Source organism: Thermococcus sp. PK, assembly GCF_000430485.1.
In the GTDB taxonomy this organism is placed as follows: Archaea; Methanobacteriota_B; Thermococci; order Thermococcales; family Thermococcaceae; genus Thermococcus_A; species Thermococcus_A bergensis.
Genome location: NZ_KE387149.1, coordinates 1017251 through 1033517 on the forward strand (window position 1 = coordinate 1017251; position 16267 = coordinate 1033517).

The window sequence follows — 16267 nt, forward strand, 5'->3', positions numbered from 1 at the left end:
TTCGTGCCTGTTCAAGCGTTCTGTTAGTTTGTTGTACCTGATTTTGGGGAACAGCTTCATTTCTTCGATTAGGACTCTGTAAGCGTGCTTGTAAAACTCCGTTAAAGTGCAAGTGTGCTAGTATTGCGAAGGTTATTAGGTCGTAGAGGCTGATTATTTCCCTGTGAGTGTTTTTCGGGTAGTGTTTGCTGATTATCGGATAGATTTTCGGATTTTTATGATCAGGATTTCCTGCTGAAAGTTCATAACAACCACCAATCAACCAAAAGACTTAAGTGCTTATAACTCTAACGATCTAATGGGAACTAGGGTTAAAATACTTTGGTGAACGCCATGAGGAAGCTTTCGATACTAATTTCAGTTTTTGTATTGTTTGGTCTTTTTGGTATGGCTTTTGCCAGCGCAGCAACAGTTGCAGTGGATTTAGCCCACGGAGAAAACGAGAAGTACCTTGCAGAGGATGTGCTTGAATACGGAACTAACAAGACTCTTGCCCATGGAATTGTAAAGACCATTACCGATGTCGAATGGGGCTATTTTGGTGACCCGATGGCCGCAGACACGCTCGGTATTAATCACCTTGGAGAAAAGATAACCGCCGATGCCCTTGCAAACGTTGACATGCTTATCCTCGGCCAACCAACAAGCCCGTTCCAACCCGATGAAATCCAGGCCATTGCAGAGTGGTTCAAACAAGGTGGAAAAGTTCTCTGGGTTGCCGCTGATAGCGACTATGGTAGTAGCGGTGTGCTGGCACAAGATATTGTCAACGCCCTTCTTGACCAGCTCGGTGTTGGACACTTAAGAATTGATCTCTGTTCTGTTGAAGATCCAACAAGCAACGCTGGGGCATCCTATAGAGTTGTTGGTCTTGTGCAGCCAGATGACAACACCCCAGACAAAGAAAAGATCACCCAGAACTTCCAGCACGGAGGAAAAGTCCTCTACCACGGTCCCGCAGTAGTTGCGTGGGTAGACGACAACGGAAACTGGCAAAAACTCGTTGATGAAAACATTCCAGAGAACGTTTATAGGATTGTAAAGACTTCACAAGACGGTACTATTGTAGAGAACAATGATCCTCCCGCATATGCATACAGCGCTGGAGACGTAGGAGTCTTTACGCTCTTAGCGGCAGAAATAATTAAATTTGATAACGGAAAGCAGAGCGTCCTCATCGTAAGCGGTGAGAGCCCATACGGTGACTATGAACCAACCTGGTCAGCCCAATACCATGGAGTCGACCTCGATGGTCCAGCATTTGTTACAAACATGATACACTGGTCATTAGAGCAAGCCTCAAAAACAGAAACCAGCAGCGGAGGAGTTTGTGGCCCAGCGGCTTTAGTAGGGCTAATCCTAATCCCACTAGCCTTTAGAAGGAAGAAGTGATTTTCCTCTTTCCATTCTTTTTGTTTAATTTTAACATCTTTATGGCAAAATTTAAAAATGGGCATCTGAACTCCAAAAGGGGTGAAGCTTGATGAAAAAATTTGCGAGCCTTTCGATTTTGATCATTGTATTGCTCAGTACAGTCGCCGCAGGATGTATTGGCGGAGAAGGAACCCAGACAGGAACACAAACTGGAGGAGAGGGAATAACACTTGTAGTTTTAACAAGACACGACGTGAATATACAGGTAATGGCAAAGAAGATGTTTCTCCAAAGCGATATAGCAAAACAGTACAACATCAAGGATGTGAAGTTTATAAAAGCTCATGAGTCACTGTGGCCGGACTACATAGAAAAAGGAGCCGACGTTGGATGGGGAGGAGGGCCAACACTCTTTGATGACCTCTTCAAGAACAATTACCTCGCTCCCATAGAAGACCAAAATGTTCTCGGGCTTATTGGCACCCAAATCCAAGAAACAATTGCTGGAATGCCCATGGTAAGAAAAGGAGATGATGGAAAAGTATACTGGATTGCAGCTGCTTTATCTTCATTTGGATTTACCGTGAACCATGATGTTCTTGAGAGATGGAGCCTTCCTGTTCCCCAAGGGTGGGAGGACATAGCAAGTGAAACCTTCGCCATGGATCCACCTCAAGTAGGAATTGCCGATCCAACAAGAAGTACTTCAAATACGAGGATTTACCAGATAATTCTCCAGGCTTTTGGATGGGATGAAGGATGGAAGGTTCTCACGCTAATTGCTGCAAATTCAAAGATTTATGACGCCAGTGATGCCGTTAGAGAAGCGGTAATTGCAGGAGACATAGCTGTCGGAAGTACAATCGACTTTTACGGATACACTGCAATGAAGTTGAATCCTTCTTGTGAGTACATCATTCCAAAGGGACAGAGCATTATAAACGGTGACCCAATAGCCCTTCTTGTGAATTCAAAACAAAAAGAGGCTGCACAGGCGTTTATTTACTGGGTTCTAACGGAAGGGCAAAAGATATGGCTTGATGAGGAGATAAACAGATTACCAGTCAATCCAAGCGTATTTGATACTCCAGAAGGACAAAAGAGACCCGACCTGAAGAAAGCTTATGAAAGCGCTCTAACCACACAAGGAATAGAATTCGACGACAATAAAGCTCTAGCTACAATAAACTCAATGCAGCTCTATTTCAAGGCTACATTAGTCGATGCAAACCAAGAGCTCCACAGAGCATGGGTTTCATTAGCTAAGGCCTACAAAGAAGGAAAGATAAGTGAAGAGAAATACAAAGAGCTAAAAGCAAGGCTCCTTGAGCCTGTAAAGTTCAAAGACCCAGATACGGGAGAAATTGTGACCTTAACAGAGGAATACGCAGAAAAAATCAACGACAGACTTGCAAAGGATGCTTCGTTTAGAGACACCTTGATGCGAGAATGGAGAGATGCTGCAAGAGAGAAATATCAAAGCATCCTCGCGGAGGTGCAAGGATGAAGGTTAGCAAATGGAGTGAGAGACTGTTTGGGACTCCACTGTTCGACCCCCTTGTCGCTTTCTCTTATATTTTTCCACTGTTGTACCTGATAGTGTTTTTGATAGTCCCCGTTCTATCTATGCTGCTTATAGCCTTCACGTATGATGGAAATATTTCCCTCCACTGGTTTAAGAGCATACTCACCGATTCTTACTATATCCAAATACCCCCACGAGGGGAGTTTGCCCAAAAATTGGCGACCTCCACCGGAGAAAGCTTATATTTAATCAGAGGGCTAGACTTCGGGGTCGTATTGAACTCTCTTGTTGTCGCCATATTAGTAACGCTCCTTACGGCAATATTAGGAACTGTCTTTGCCTTTGTGATGGCGAGATACAACTTCAAAGGGAAGAATTTCTTTAGAATTGCCCTCTTCATCCCACTGCTGGTAACTCCATTTGTGAATGCCTACGTCATAAAGCAAATGTTCAGCGAATATGGCCTTATAAACTACATCTTTCACGAAGTCCTCCACATCCTTCCGTTTAGGATTAAAATAGACGGTTTAGCCGGTGTGGTTTTAGCTCAAGCTATGGCATACTACCCGATAGTTTACCTGAACGCCTATGCGAGCTTTATCAACATAGACCCAACCCTTGAGGAGCAGGCGGAAAACCTTGGAAGCAGGGGATTCCACCTCTTCAGAACAGTAACGTTCCCCCTTGCTCTCCCCGGAATCGCTGCGGGAGCAACACTGGTCTTCATATTCAGCCTCGAGGACTTAGCAGCACCCGTTGTTTTCCATGGGGACCCATTAGCCAAGAAGCTCATGTCATACCAGATATTCAGCAAGTTCATCTATGGTCTTGGTGAAAGAAGCCCAGAAATAGCCGCCCTTTCAATAATAATGCTCGCCTTAGCAGTAATTGCTTTCCTCGGCATAAGGAAGTACGTGGGCTTGAGACAGTATGCAATGTTAAGTAAAGGCGGAAGATGGAAGCCAAGAATAAGCGAGCCAAAACCATGGCAGACCCTTTTGATCTACTTAGTCCTCCTCCCAGTGTTGTTAATCACAATCTTCCCACAATTGGGTGTGGTCATGCTTGCTTTTTCAGAAAGATGGACCACAACCGTCCTTCCGCAGGGATTCACAATTGACTACATCAAAGAAATGATACTGAACCCCGACGTGAGAAGGTTTATTGTAAACAGCCTTGTCTACTCCGGAGCAGCTGTAATTCTCATAGTACTGCTCTCAATAACCTCATCCTACGCTACAAGCAGATTCAAAGGCATTCTAAGTCCCGTCCTTGAGAGCATAGTGATACTCCCAATTGCGGTACCGGGAATCGTGGTAGCAATGGGATACTTCTATTTCTTCTCAGCAATAACCCCAGAGAACTCACCACTAAATCCAACATCGCTCTATGGATTTAACCCGGCACTGGTGTTGATACTTGCTTACTCTATAAGAAGGCTCCCGTTTGCAGCAAGATCCGTTTATGCTGGCCTGCAGCAGGTTCATGTTTCTCTAGAAGAAGCCTCCATGAACCTCGGCGCCTCAAGATGGAAAACGATAATTGGAATTTTGTTGCCGCTGATATCTCTGAACGCTTTTGGAGGAGCAATGCTGAGCTTTGTTTATTCAATGAGCGAAACAAGCGTTGGAATAACCCTTGGTTCAATAAACATGGAACAGGCACCAATAACGGCATTCATGAAAGAAGTCCTGATGTCCGCAGCGGGCAGTATAAACATAGCAGCAGCATTAGGTGTTCTCTTGATAGTTGTGCAGATAACTGCTATTGTGGTAGTTAATATAATCACAAAGCAAAGATACTCCTTCATTGGGCTAACATGAGGTGAGAATATGGTTGAGGTCAGGCTTGAGGGCATAGTGAAAACTTTCGGTGAAACCGTTGCCCTGAAAGGTATCGATCTTCACATAAAACACGGAGAGCTATTTACACTGCTCGGGCCTAGTGGGTGTGGAAAATCGACCACATTGAGGATAATCGCAGGCTTAGATTTCCCCGACGAAGGGCATCTGTACTTCGATGATGAAGAAGTGACCTACAAAAGCTCAAGTGAAAGGGGAGCCGTCCTGGTTTTCCAGAACTACGCATTATGGCCCCACATGACAGTTTACGACAACATTGCTTATGGACTCAAAATAAGAAAGCTCCCCAAGCAGGAAATCGAAAGAAGAGTAAAATGGGTCCTTGAGTTGGTTAAACTCCAAGGATACGAGGACAGATACCCCACACAGCTCAGTGGCGGTCAGCAGCAGAGAGTTGCGATAGCAAGAGCCCTAGTAGTAGAGCCAAAGCTACTTCTGCTTGACGAGCCCCTCTCAAATCTGGACGCAAAACTTAGGCTGGAGATGAGATCGGAAATAAGAAGAATACAAAGGGAGCTTGGAATCACAGTTCTCTATGTCACTCACGATCAGGAAGAAGCAATGGCAATAAGCGATAGGATAGCCGTGATGAACATAGGGCAGATAGAGCAGGTGGGCACACCAAAGGAAATCTACGAAGAGCCAAAAACCGAGTTTGTCGCATCGTTTATGGGAAAAACCAACGTAATTCCAGCTGAAGTTGTGGAAAGAGAGGGAGATAAAGTAACGGTTGAATTTGAAAACTTCAGACTTGATGGGCTTACATACAAAGACAAAAGTGACAAAGTTGTCATAGTGATAAGACCAGAGCGCATCAGCTTACACCCCATCGAAAATGCCGTGGCAATAACGGGCAAAGTCAACCTTATAGAATACTACGGATTTTTCATTGAAGTCGTTGGACTGTTTGGAGAAACTAGAATAATTGCCAGAACAATAAATGACAAGGACGTTGCCCATCTAAGACCCCAAGGGGAAGTGACCTTCTACATAGACAGAAACGATGTCCTTGTGCTTCCCAAACAAAACCTCTGATTCTCTTTTTTCCTTTGGGGGTTGAGCAATGGAAATTTTAAAAGAGGGAAAGATCTACGAAGTCCTCCTTGTAACCAAGTCAAACATAACTCCAGTTGGGGTTACCAGAAAAAACAAGAGACTGAATTTCAAGCTTTTTGAGGGGAAGAGTGCCAGAGATATAAAGGAATATCCCTATGGAGCGATTCACATAACATGGGACGTTGAACTGCTGGTAAAAACCGCCCTAAATCTGCCGGTTGAAGTTGAGTTCGAAGATGCAAAATCAGTTCCCATCAGGAAAATCAAGGGGCTTCCCAGCATAGAAGGAAGGATAAAATTTTCCGAGAAGGAGATCGAAGACAAATTGGGGAAAGCACGTATTTTGGAGTGTTCACTGATTCCAACATATGAAGATATACACCCATTATTCTTGCCCCCTCCCAGCCGGGTTGACTTCTACCTGCTGGAGATGGCCATACACCTCACAAGGCTGTATGTGACAACTAGATCATTGAATGTAGGAGAATCTCAAAAGCTCTACTCAAAGATTTGGGAAAGTTATCGGCTTTACAAAAAGCTTGGAGGCAATAGCGAACTCGCAGAGAAGATTATGGGGTTTGCAACTGCAGCTTTGAGATGGAACCCCTGAGAAGGGGTGAGGGCGTGTTTATAGTAACCTTTATTAGGGTTTTTGCTGAATTCTTTCAGGTGGTTGTCGTGATCCCCAGATGGGATCACAGACTCAAAGACCCTGAAAGCGTGGCATTCGCAATTCTTGACGTTTTAGCAGACTTCGAATCAGAAGGAAAGCTGAAGAACCTGCCAAAATCCAAAAAATTTCCAGTAAAAACAATACTGGCAATACTCCTCTTTAAACAATACTACAACCTACCCCTCAGAGACGCCCAGCACTACGGCAGAAAATTCTTCGGAGCAAACATTCACTACTCAACCCTCCACAACTGGGAGAAAAAGCTGAACCTCGAAGAACTGACAAACCACCTCCTGAAAAAACTCCAGAAATTACCCTACGCCAGCACTCAAGCAGACTCAACCATTATCACAAATAAAAAAAGGGCAGGATAGAAGTTCAGGCAATAACGAGAATCCTGCCGGGTTTACTGTATCCGGTTGCTGTGAAGATCACAACTTCTGAGAACGAGCTGATTGAACTCCTGCCGGGGGGTTCTGGGAATTTTTATGCTGATGGGGCTTATGATTCAAAGAAAGTTCTGAACACTGTGGTGGAAAAGGGTTATCGGCCGATTGTTAAGAAAACTAAGAACGCTCCAGGTGGTTTTGGTAGTAAGAAGAGAGACAGAGTGTTTTCTGAAGAAGAGTACAGGCATAGGAATCCTCATGAGGGGTTCTGGGGTGCGTTTACAACGTGGTTTGGCAGTAGGATCCCCTGTTTTCTGAAAAAGACTACTGTAACCCGAATCCTGCTTGGGGTAATGTGTTATGGTCTGAAAATCCTCCTCAGAGTCAAATACTGTTTAAATAACAGGGGGTGAAACTAAACACGCCCGAAGGGGTGATAACTTTTTTAACGTTTGACTTCTCTATTATTTCGGTGATGTCATGAAGCGAATACTCGCGTTTTTGCTGGCGTTTCTGACTTTGTCCTTGATTAATGTAAACCCGGCAAGTGCAGAAGCACTTCCCGGAGATATCCTAAAGATGCCGATGCCCGGAGCCCCTGCTATAGCACTTCCGGGGGAAACAATAGAAATACAACCCCAAGAAGGCGTTGACATTACTGAGATTACAATTGTTTCTGTTATGAACGGCCCATACAAGCTTGAAATCCTGGAAAAGGGAAATACAATAAAAGCCAAAATACCTGAAAACGTTGTTCCAGATGTGTATTTCCTTCAAGTCAAGTCAAACAAAGGAGAGGTCATCATACCTAACGGCGTGTGGGTTCTCAAAGAATATCCAAAGGTGCTTAGGATTGCCCATTTGAGCGATACCCACGTCACAAGCGGAACCAAATTCGGCTATGTATGTGGAGAATACTTCCAGAGGGATATCAAGAAAATACAGGAGCTTTGTGACGGAGGTTTAATTGTCCCTCTCCACAGTTACGTTGCTACCGATAGTGCTTACACCTATTGGAGCATGGACGATAGAGTGGATGTTATAATAAGCACTGGAGACGTTGTTGATACCGCCGGAGACAGCAAAGGATACAAAATGCTCTTTGACATAATCTCTAGAGCAGCCGCTACAGGGAGGCCAACGATAATAGTCAAAGGAAACCACGATGACCCACCAAACTACTACCCCAAGCTGATAGGTCCAACCGACTATTACCTCACCATAGGAAAGTTCCTTATTATAGCCCTGAATTCCCATGGAGACGAAGCCCATCCCTACATGGATCAACTTGAGTGGATGGAGAAAGTCCTTGAAGAACATCCGGATAAGATTCCAATAGTGATTGTCCACCATCCATACTGGTACTCCGCTCCCCAAGGGTGGATTGGAGGAAGAATTGAAGGTTTCACAGCGTTTGACGACAAAGACTGGGCAAACCTCACCCAATATGTCGGCTATTACTGGATCGGTGGGCCGGAGAAAACAACCGAAGACATAGCAAGGAGATTCCTTCAAGATGTGGAGAAGTATAACATAAAGCTTGTTATGAGCGGACACATCCACCACGACAAGCTTCACATCTACGTAGATAAAAACGGCAACGAGCACTGGTTTGTTACGTTAACATCAACGGGAGCACCAGACAAAGAAACTAACCCTGCATCAAAGCCAGATTACAGCCCAACATGGTATGGCTCAAACATAGTTGAAATAGACGAAAACGGAAACGTTAGGTTGCCAGCGGTTGAAGAGATGTTCGGAACGCTTTTCAACGACTTCATATCCCTTCCAGTTCCCCAGGAGTTCATCACATTTAGGTGGACAACGGACTTTGGAAGTGCCGTGAAGTTCATAAATCTACTCGGAGAAGAGAGCGGAAAGTTTGCCATAGAAGTCCCAGAGGGAGCACAAGTTGATGCCAGCGTTACAAATGTCACTTACAAGCTTCTTGGGGAAAGAAAGATCGGAGACAAGACTTACGAGCTGTTTGAAATAGTTGTTCCTGAAGGAGTATCCCAGCTCGTAATAAGCAAGGGCAAGGACACAGAAAAGCCCGAGATAAGCATCCCCTACTTGACTCCTTCAAAACCAGTAAAAGGAAAACCATTTAAGGTCTACATAAGTGCCAAGGACAATCTCGGAATTAGAGATATCTACGTGGAGATAGAAGCCAATGGAAAAGTTACAACATACCCAGCAGTACAGGCAAGTGGGGGGCAAGCAGATTACTTTATGGCAGAGATTCCAGGAGTTGATGCGGATGAATACGTCATAAGAGCAGTAGCCGTAGACTTCTATGGAAACAAAGCAACATTCGAGATGACCGTTGGCGGAACACAAACTACAAGCCAAACCACATCCACAACAGAGAGCAAATCAACGTGCGGGCCCGCAGCGATTCTAGCATTCTCCATAATCCCGCTTGCGCTATTTAGAAGAAAGAAATGACAGCTTTCTTTTTTATTATTTTCGTTTCGTATACAGCTCTCCTATAGAAGAGTTTTTAAACATACTTACCTCCCCCCTTCTGGGTGATGCCCTTTGAAATTTAAGGGGAAAGCTTTTGGCAATTTAGTTAGAATCGAATTTGAGATACTCAACCTTAGCGAGCTCAAGATTGAGGATTTAAGGGATTTTGATGTCGAGAATTTAAAAATCGAGCTTAAACCAAATTCTTCTGGGATAAAGATAATTGGAATATGGGAGGGCGAGGTAGAGAAGGCTGGTGAAGGTATAAAAAAAGCCCTTGAAGAGAGCTATAAATTAAGAGAGAAGATACTGAACAGGATGAAAGCAAAGATTGAGAGAATAAGGGGAGTTATGAAAAAGCTTGGATTTACCGAAGAGGTTCTGGGCTATGGAAATATGATCAAATTCACAAAGAAAATTGGTGATTACGAAATAGCGGTTGTTGCTTCATCCAAAGACGACCTCATCAGGGTAGAGGTTTACGGAAACGACAAAAAGGTAATAAGCCCGGAGATTGAGAACTTCTTTGAAGATGTGGACGTAGAGGAGCTCGAAGTTTATGGATTGGACGAAGAGACACAAGAAGAAAGACTCGTAATAAATATTGAACTGCCTGAGGAAGAAGTGCCAGAGACAAAAATAGTAGAGACAATAAGATTAATCGAAAGCCTTTTGATGACCTAATTATTTATATTTTGCCTCTAGTTGCACTTTCTTTATCTTTGCCATTAGTCCCTTATTGGGCAGATTATCCTCCTCCAAAATTTTACCATTCCTCAGATCTATCTTCGCATAGTAAATAGACTCGTTGCCTATTAGTTTTATCACTGCATATCCCTTTTCCTTGTAAACAACTATCCTCTCCGTATTGAGACTCGTTTCATTGAACTTCTCACGGACATGCCTCTTATAGTTCTCTTCAATCGCCATCTCAGTCAGAAAAACATCACTCTTTAATATTTCCCCAGAACTTCTTCCTATCAAAAGCTCCCCCACTCTTTCTTCTCCAACAAACTTAACTTTCCAATTGTCATCAAGTGTTATTTCCTTTATGGCTGCAGGTATTCCTTTCTCTTCCAGAAACTTCTTTGCTATCTCCTGTACTACCTCAATTTTCAGCTGCCTGTCTACTTCGGTCAGGATTTTCCCATCTTTGCTGAGGGATATTCTCAGAAGAGCTCTTTTGTTCTCAAGTTCCACCTCATAGGTGTCACTCTTCCTATCCAGCTTCTTTATACTCCACCCACCATATTTCTGAAGGATTATTTCCCTAGCTTTCTGGGGACTTATCTCAACGAAATAATCTATTATGTCCCCTGTTTTCCCATCGGCATTCACCTTGATCTTCCCATCATTACTCTCAAGGAGTATCTCTAACTGAGTTGCATCATGGAACTTAAAGTCAACAAGCTTAAGCCCCTTCATGTCAAAATTCTTTTCAAGAAGGCTCTTGGCGGAATTTGCGATCTGGTAAGGGTGAAGTAGATTTGCAGTTACTGTGTGTTCGCCATTTTCCAAGTTGAATTCAAGAACCACAACTCCCTTTGGAGTCATGACATCGGTTATTGCCCTATTTTCTTTTTCATCAAAGAAGACGACCTCTCCTTCAGGATACAGCTTGGCAACCTCCGAGAATATTGCCTCCCGTTTCATTTTTGACTTTCTTTTCATAATCCTACCACTGTAGACGTGCAAAGCAATCCCAAAAACAAACCGCTTAGTTTGTCCACTTATAATAGCTACGGAATCTTTTTCCTCTACAGAAATTTCTTCTGGGTTCTCTCCGAGAGATTTTTTGCACTCTTCTCTGGCTATTTCAATGAGCTTTTCCTTTGGAAGAGGGGTTATGTCTACTTTGATGTCATTCGTTTTAAGATCGACTTCAGCCTTGGCAGAATTTATGCCCACTTTGAGTGTCAATAGAGCTCTATTCGGGACATAAACCTTCCTTCTAGAACTTAGATAGATATTCGTTTGGGGAATCTCAAGTCCATCTGCAAGTTTTAATTTGAGAGCTATCACCGCCTCATTTTGAGAAATGGGGGATGTTATTTCAACTTCACTAGCTTTTATTGCAGACTCGCTTTCCAAGAGGGCTCTTGATACTTTTCTTTCCAATTCAACGTCTCTGCTTACAAAAGGGATTACTTCTTCCTTTGACAAAATTACTGCTTTGTCTTTTACCTCCTCTGCCTCTTTTTTAGCAGACCACAGAATTATATAGCCGGTAGAAAGCTCAACTACCAGCTCTTCTAGGAAAATATCCTCTCGTTTTGTTTTATACCGAGATTCCATAAGCGACATGACCATTTCAAGAACTTTATTGGGTGAAAACGAGTATAACAATGGTGCATCCAAACGTATAACCTTCAACATGCCCCTTCTTTTGGCCTCTTCTTCTTTCTCCATTTTCTCCTTTTTGAGCCTTTCAACTAACTCATGGGGTACTGGAATTTCCCTGTCATTTAATTCCTTAACAAACCTCTCTCCATCCCAAGGAATTATTTTCCCCTTGTACTCTCTCCCCAGGAGCACTTTTGCATCTTTTGTGAATCCACTAACAGAAAGAAAAATCCCTCTATCTGCTTTAGCTTTTATGATGGCCTCTGCAAATTCTTCAACTTCCTTAGAAGATGCTAACCCTTTTGTTTTTACCTTTATTGCATACTTCTCAAGTCCAGATATTGGATCCTCACGTAAGGCTATGAAGTCGATTTTCCACTCTTCAGTTCTTACTCTCTCGGCTTCTTTAAACCCCAAGGATTCAATGAGTCGTTGAACGATACGAATTATATCCTCATCAGAGGCAAAGTTCAATATTTCCAACGTCCATTCCATAGTATCACGCTCACATAATAAAATAGGGGTTTTTCATATAAATTAGTTTTGCATAATACGCCTATCACCATTGGTGTTTAAAATAATCTTTTAACCATTTCTCATTTACATTCTCTCAGGTGAGAAAATGTTTAAGCTGACAGAATTTAACTATCACGGGAAAACAGTCTTTTTTAGGGCGGATTTAAATTCACCTGTCAAAAATGGAAAGATAATCAGCGATGCCCGATTTAGGGGTGTTTTACCCACCGTAAGGTACCTACTCGAACACAATGCAAAGGTTGTTGTTGGAACTCATCAGAGCAAGCCCTATGAAGAAGACTACCTAACCACTGAACAGCATGCCGAAATACTAAGCTCCCTGCTAGGTATTGAAGTAAAATATGTGGAAGATGTCTTTGGAAAATGTGCAAGGGAAGCGATAGCCTCTTTAAAACCCGGTGAAATACTTATGTTGGAGAACCTCAGATTTGCGGCAGAGGAAACCAAACAAGCTCCCTTAGAAAAGTGTGAGAATACGTATTTCGTTAGGAAGCTTAGCCCCCTGATAGATTACGTAGTTACAGACGCATTCGCCGCAGCTCATCGATCACAGCCATCTTTGGTCGGCTTTGCAAGGTTAAAACCAATGATACCCGGATTTTTAATGGAGAGAGAACTAAAAGCATTGAATAAGGCATATGAAAGCGAGGAAAAACCCAAAATCTATGTATTAGGTGGAGCAAAAGTTGAGGACTCCCTTAGAGTTGCAGAAAATGTTTTGAGGAACGGAAAAGCCGACTTGATTTTAACAGGCGGTTTAGTGGGTCAAATCTTCACTCTGGCAAAGGGGTTTGATCTTGGGGATGCGAACATAAGCTTTCTTGAGAAAAGAGGATTAATAAAACTCGTAGATTGGGCGGAAAAGATACTGAATGAGTTTTATCCTTACGTAAGAACTCCAGTAGATTTTGCAGTTGAATACAAAGGTGAGAGAGTCGAAATAGATCTGTTGAGCGATAAAAAATGGATTTTTGACGAGAAACCGATCATGGACATAGGAAGCAGAACAATAGAAAAGTATCGAGAAATACTTCAGGAGGCTGCTATAATAGTTGCAAACGGTCCTATGGGGGTCTTTGAGATAGAAGAGTTTTCAAAGGGCACTGTAGAAGTCTTTAAGGCCATAGGAGAGAGTGAGGCATTCTCAGTTGTTGGTGGGGGACATTCAATAGCAAGCATATACAAGTACAACATAAAGGGAATCTCCCATATAAGCACGGGCGGTGGAGCAATGTTAGCCTTTTTTGCTGGAGAAAAACTTCCTCTTGTTGAGGCACTTAAAATAAGCTATGAAAAATAGGAAAAAGCTAAAATCAACCTATTGTAGCTTTTTCAAATTCAATCATGGCTACTCCCACAAGGAAAAGAGCCAGCAACGCCAGTACTCCAACGTCAGTTGTTAGGGCAAATTTTGTTACGTTTTCTCCAACAAGGAAATGTCTTGCTCCATCAACTGCGTAGGTTAAGGGGTTGATGTAAGCTAAGGCTCTCATCCATGAGGGCATTGTGTCTATTGGGTACATTGCACCACTGAGAAAGATTAAAGGCAGCATGAGAACCATCATTATCATCTGGAATCCTTCCATGCTCTCCATCCTCAAGGCTAAGATAACTCCGAATCCTGAAAATGCAACCGCGAGGAGAAATCCAACTCCCAAAGCCGGCAAGATACCACTAATTTTAAGGTTCTCCGCTAAGAGGAACGTCAAGAGGAGAATTATCGTCCCCTGTGTCAAGGTCACCAATGAATCGCCAAGGATTCTGCCCAGTATCCCTTCCTTTCTGGAAGCCGGAGCTACCAAAACTTCCTTGAGAAAGCCAAACTGCTTGTCCCATATGACGCTGACTCCACCTATAAAGCTCTGATTGAAGATCGTCATTGCAAATATACCCGGAGCGAGAAACGTTAGGTAGTCAACGCCTCCAAATATTGCCCTAGCCATTGGATTGTCGAAAACCTTACTCCATCCAAGCCCGAAGAACACGAGCCATATTAATGGGTTAACTATCATTCCCACAACTCTTGAGCGTGCCCGTGTAAATCGCTTGATCTGTCTGTATGCCATTGTTGTTAAAGCCCTCATTTACTTCACCTCCTCATTCTCATCCTTATCATTGATGCCAAAGTATTTGTCTCCTCTTCATCCCTAATCTCCCTTCCCGTCAGGTACAGAAAGACGTCGTTAAGCGTTGGTCTGTGGTAAGTTACCTCGACAATTTTCACATTTCGCTCCTTAGCAAGATCAAATATCTTAGGCAAAGCTTCTGCGGCGTTTACAACTTCAAGTCTAACCCTTCCATCCGATAAAAGTTTGCATCCTCTAATGAATTCAGCCTTGAGACACTTGAGGTCTTCTGGAGCCTCAAGTTTGAGATATATAACATCATTACCGACAAGCTTTTTGAGCTCCTCTGCTGTTCCTTCAGCAATTATCTTGCCATGATCCATAATCGCTATCCTATCCGCTAACTGCTCCGCTTCATCCATATAATGGGTGGTTAGGAAGATCGTCATGTTATGCTCTTCCTTCATGGCTTTGATGTAGTCCCAGATGTGGGCTCTTGTTTGAGGGTCAAGCCCTATTGTCGGCTCATCCAAAAATAACACTTCAGGCTCGTGAAGAAGAGCCCTTGCAATTTCAAGTCTTCTCTGCATACCACCTGAGAAATATTTTACAGGCTTATTTCTAAACTCCCAAAGCTCCACAAACTTCAAAAGCTCCTCTATTTTGTTTTTAAGCTCATTCCCTCCCAATCCATATATCCTTCCGTGAATATACATGTTTTCATAAGCAGTCAGCTCCCTATCAAGGCTTGGATCTTGAAACACTATTCCTATCCTCTTTCTCACTTCCATTGGTTCCTTAACCACGTCATGTCCAGCTACAATGGCCTTTCCCGAGGTCAATTTTAGGAGAGTAGTTAGAACGTGAACCGTAGTTGTTTTACCCGCACCATTCGGCCCCAAAAAGGCAAATATTTCTCCTCTCTTAACCTTAAAGGAAATCCCCTTTACAGCCTCAAAGTCACCATATTTCTTGACGAGATTCTCAACTTCAATGGCATACATTCTACTCACCTCCGAGAAGTATCAGCTTTATTCTCTTCGTAAAATTCTCAATTTCTTCCGAGATTTCAGCCTTTTGAGACTCCGAAAGTGAGGGCAAAACTTCCATAATTTCTCTTATTGTTTTAAACAACTTCCTGCCTCCAAGTCTAGAAAATTCTTTAAAACGATTAACCTTCTCAAGAGCCTCCCTCAGCTCATTTTGATGCTCTTGAAGATAACTCCTTCCCTTCTCCGTAATCCTATAGAGTTTTTTCTCTCTTTTTTCTGTCTCAACAACCTCAATAAGCTTGTTTTTCTTTAAATTAGCCAGCAAAGGATAAATTGCTCCAGCACTTGGGCTCGGTATTTCGTATCTTTTCTCAAGCTCCGCCATTATACCATAGCCGTGTAGAGGCTTCTCCTCAAGCAAATGAAGGATAAGAAGCTTCAAATATCCCCTATATTTTGGCCTTTCCATTATATCACCAGATATATCAAAAGATATATCTTTATAAACTTTGTCCCTAAAAAGGGCGTGTTTAGTTTCACCCCCTGTTATTTAAACAGTATTTGACTCTGAGGAGGATTTTCAGACCATAACACATTACCCCAAGCAGGATTCGGGTTACAGTAGTCTTTTTCAGAAAACAGGGGATCCTACTGCCAAACCACGTTGTAAACGCACCCCAGAACCCCTCATGAGGATTCCTATGCCTGTACTCTTCTTCAGAAAACACTCTGTCTCTCTTCTTACTACCAAAACCACCTGGAGCGTTCTTAGTTTTCTTAACAATCGGCCGATAACCCTTTTCCACCACAGTGTTCAGAACTTTCTTTGAATCATAAGCCCCATCAGCATAAAAATTCCCAGAACCCCCCGGCAGGAGTTCAATCAGCTCGTTTCTCAGAAGTTGTGATCTTCACAGCAACCGGATACAGTAAACCCGGCAGGATTCTCGTTATTGCCTGAACTTCTATCCTGCCCTTTTT

The 16267-nt window shown here is 43.0% G+C and carries 15 protein-coding genes and 1 pseudogene; 10 read left to right on the plus strand and 6 right to left on the minus strand.

The annotated features are described in order from the left end of the window. Nucleotides 1-255 (minus strand): annotated as a pseudogene (locus THEPK_RS13100) (IS982 family transposase); the annotation flags it as partial. A 78-nt stretch (nt 256-333) separates the two neighbouring features. On the opposite strand from THEPK_RS13100, the gene THEPK_RS07570 reads away from it, so the two are divergent. From THEPK_RS07570 to THEPK_RS07610, 9 genes are all read left to right on the plus strand, one after another. Continuing rightward, entirely contained in the window at nt 334-1392 is a 1059-nt protein-coding gene (locus THEPK_RS07570) for a CGP-CTERM sorting domain-containing protein (RefSeq protein WP_042700215.1), read from the plus strand. 91 nt (nt 1393-1483) lie between these two features. Then, complete coding sequence (locus THEPK_RS07575; protein ID WP_042700217.1) at nt 1484-2881, plus strand: ABC transporter substrate-binding protein; 1398 nt, start codon at nt 1484-1486, stop codon at nt 2879-2881. After that, a complete protein-coding gene (locus THEPK_RS07580; protein WP_042700219.1) occupies nt 2878-4722 on the plus strand; it encodes an ABC transporter permease in 1845 nt (614 codons plus the stop codon). The genes THEPK_RS07575 and THEPK_RS07580 overlap by 4 nt, the downstream gene beginning before the upstream one ends. 9 nt (nt 4723-4731) lie before the next feature. Then, a complete protein-coding gene (locus THEPK_RS07585) occupies nt 4732-5796 on the plus strand; it encodes an ABC transporter ATP-binding protein (RefSeq protein ID WP_042700220.1) in 1065 nt (354 codons plus the stop codon). 28 nt (nt 5797-5824) lie between these two features. Next, nucleotides 5825-6427: a DUF447 domain-containing protein gene (locus THEPK_RS07590; protein ID WP_042700222.1), complete on the plus strand. Its 603-nt coding sequence runs from the start codon at nt 5825-5827 to the stop codon at nt 6425-6427. Between the two features lie 14 nt (nt 6428-6441). Beyond that, the gene (locus THEPK_RS07595; RefSeq protein ID WP_042697770.1) at nt 6442-6864 is read left to right on the plus strand and encodes a hypothetical protein; all 423 of its coding nucleotides are present in this window, start codon (nt 6442-6444) and stop codon (nt 6862-6864) included. Nucleotides 6865-6914: 50 nt separating this feature from the next. Next, complete coding sequence (locus THEPK_RS07600; protein WP_042696758.1) at nt 6915-7292, plus strand: hypothetical protein; 378 nt, start codon at nt 6915-6917, stop codon at nt 7290-7292. A gap of 67 nt (nt 7293-7359) precedes the next feature. Then, the gene (locus THEPK_RS07605; protein WP_042700228.1) at nt 7360-9327 is read left to right on the plus strand and encodes a metallophosphoesterase; all 1968 of its coding nucleotides are present in this window, start codon (nt 7360-7362) and stop codon (nt 9325-9327) included. A gap of 93 nt (nt 9328-9420) precedes the next feature. Then, nucleotides 9421-10032 (plus strand): hypothetical protein, encoded by a 612-nt coding sequence (locus THEPK_RS07610; RefSeq protein WP_042700230.1) that lies wholly within the window; start codon nt 9421-9423, stop codon nt 10030-10032. Here the strand turns inward: THEPK_RS07610 and THEPK_RS07615 are convergent, their stop codons facing one another. Then, the gene (locus THEPK_RS07615) at nt 10033-12186 is read right to left on the minus strand and encodes a restriction endonuclease (protein ID WP_042700232.1); all 2154 of its coding nucleotides are present in this window, start codon (nt 12184-12186) and stop codon (nt 10033-10035) included. 127 nt (nt 12187-12313) lie between these two features. Here THEPK_RS07615 and THEPK_RS07620 point away from each other — a divergent pair, with 127 nt between their 5' ends. Continuing rightward, the gene (locus THEPK_RS07620; RefSeq protein WP_042700234.1) at nt 12314-13528 is read left to right on the plus strand and encodes a phosphoglycerate kinase; all 1215 of its coding nucleotides are present in this window, start codon (nt 12314-12316) and stop codon (nt 13526-13528) included. 13 nt (nt 13529-13541) lie between these two features. On the opposite strand, the gene THEPK_RS07625 is transcribed toward THEPK_RS07620, so the two are convergent. The 4 genes from THEPK_RS07625 to THEPK_RS07640 form a co-directional block, all read right to left on the minus strand. Continuing rightward, a complete protein-coding gene (locus THEPK_RS07625; RefSeq protein WP_042700236.1) occupies nt 13542-14312 on the minus strand; it encodes an ABC transporter permease in 771 nt (256 codons plus the stop codon). Nucleotides 14313-14317: 5 nt separating this feature from the next. Beyond that, on the minus strand, nt 14318-15298 hold the full coding sequence (locus THEPK_RS07630) for an ATP-binding cassette domain-containing protein (protein ID WP_042700239.1): 981 nt from the start codon (nt 15296-15298) through the stop codon (nt 14318-14320). A 1-nt stretch (nt 15299) separates the two neighbouring features. Beyond that, a complete protein-coding gene (locus tag THEPK_RS07635; RefSeq protein ID WP_042700241.1) occupies nt 15300-15755 on the minus strand; it encodes a PadR family transcriptional regulator in 456 nt (151 codons plus the stop codon). A gap of 67 nt (nt 15756-15822) precedes the next feature. Continuing rightward, entirely contained in the window at nt 15823-16095 is a 273-nt protein-coding gene (locus tag THEPK_RS07640) for a hypothetical protein (protein ID WP_156882132.1), read from the minus strand. Between the last annotated feature and the right edge of the window lie 172 nt (nt 16096-16267).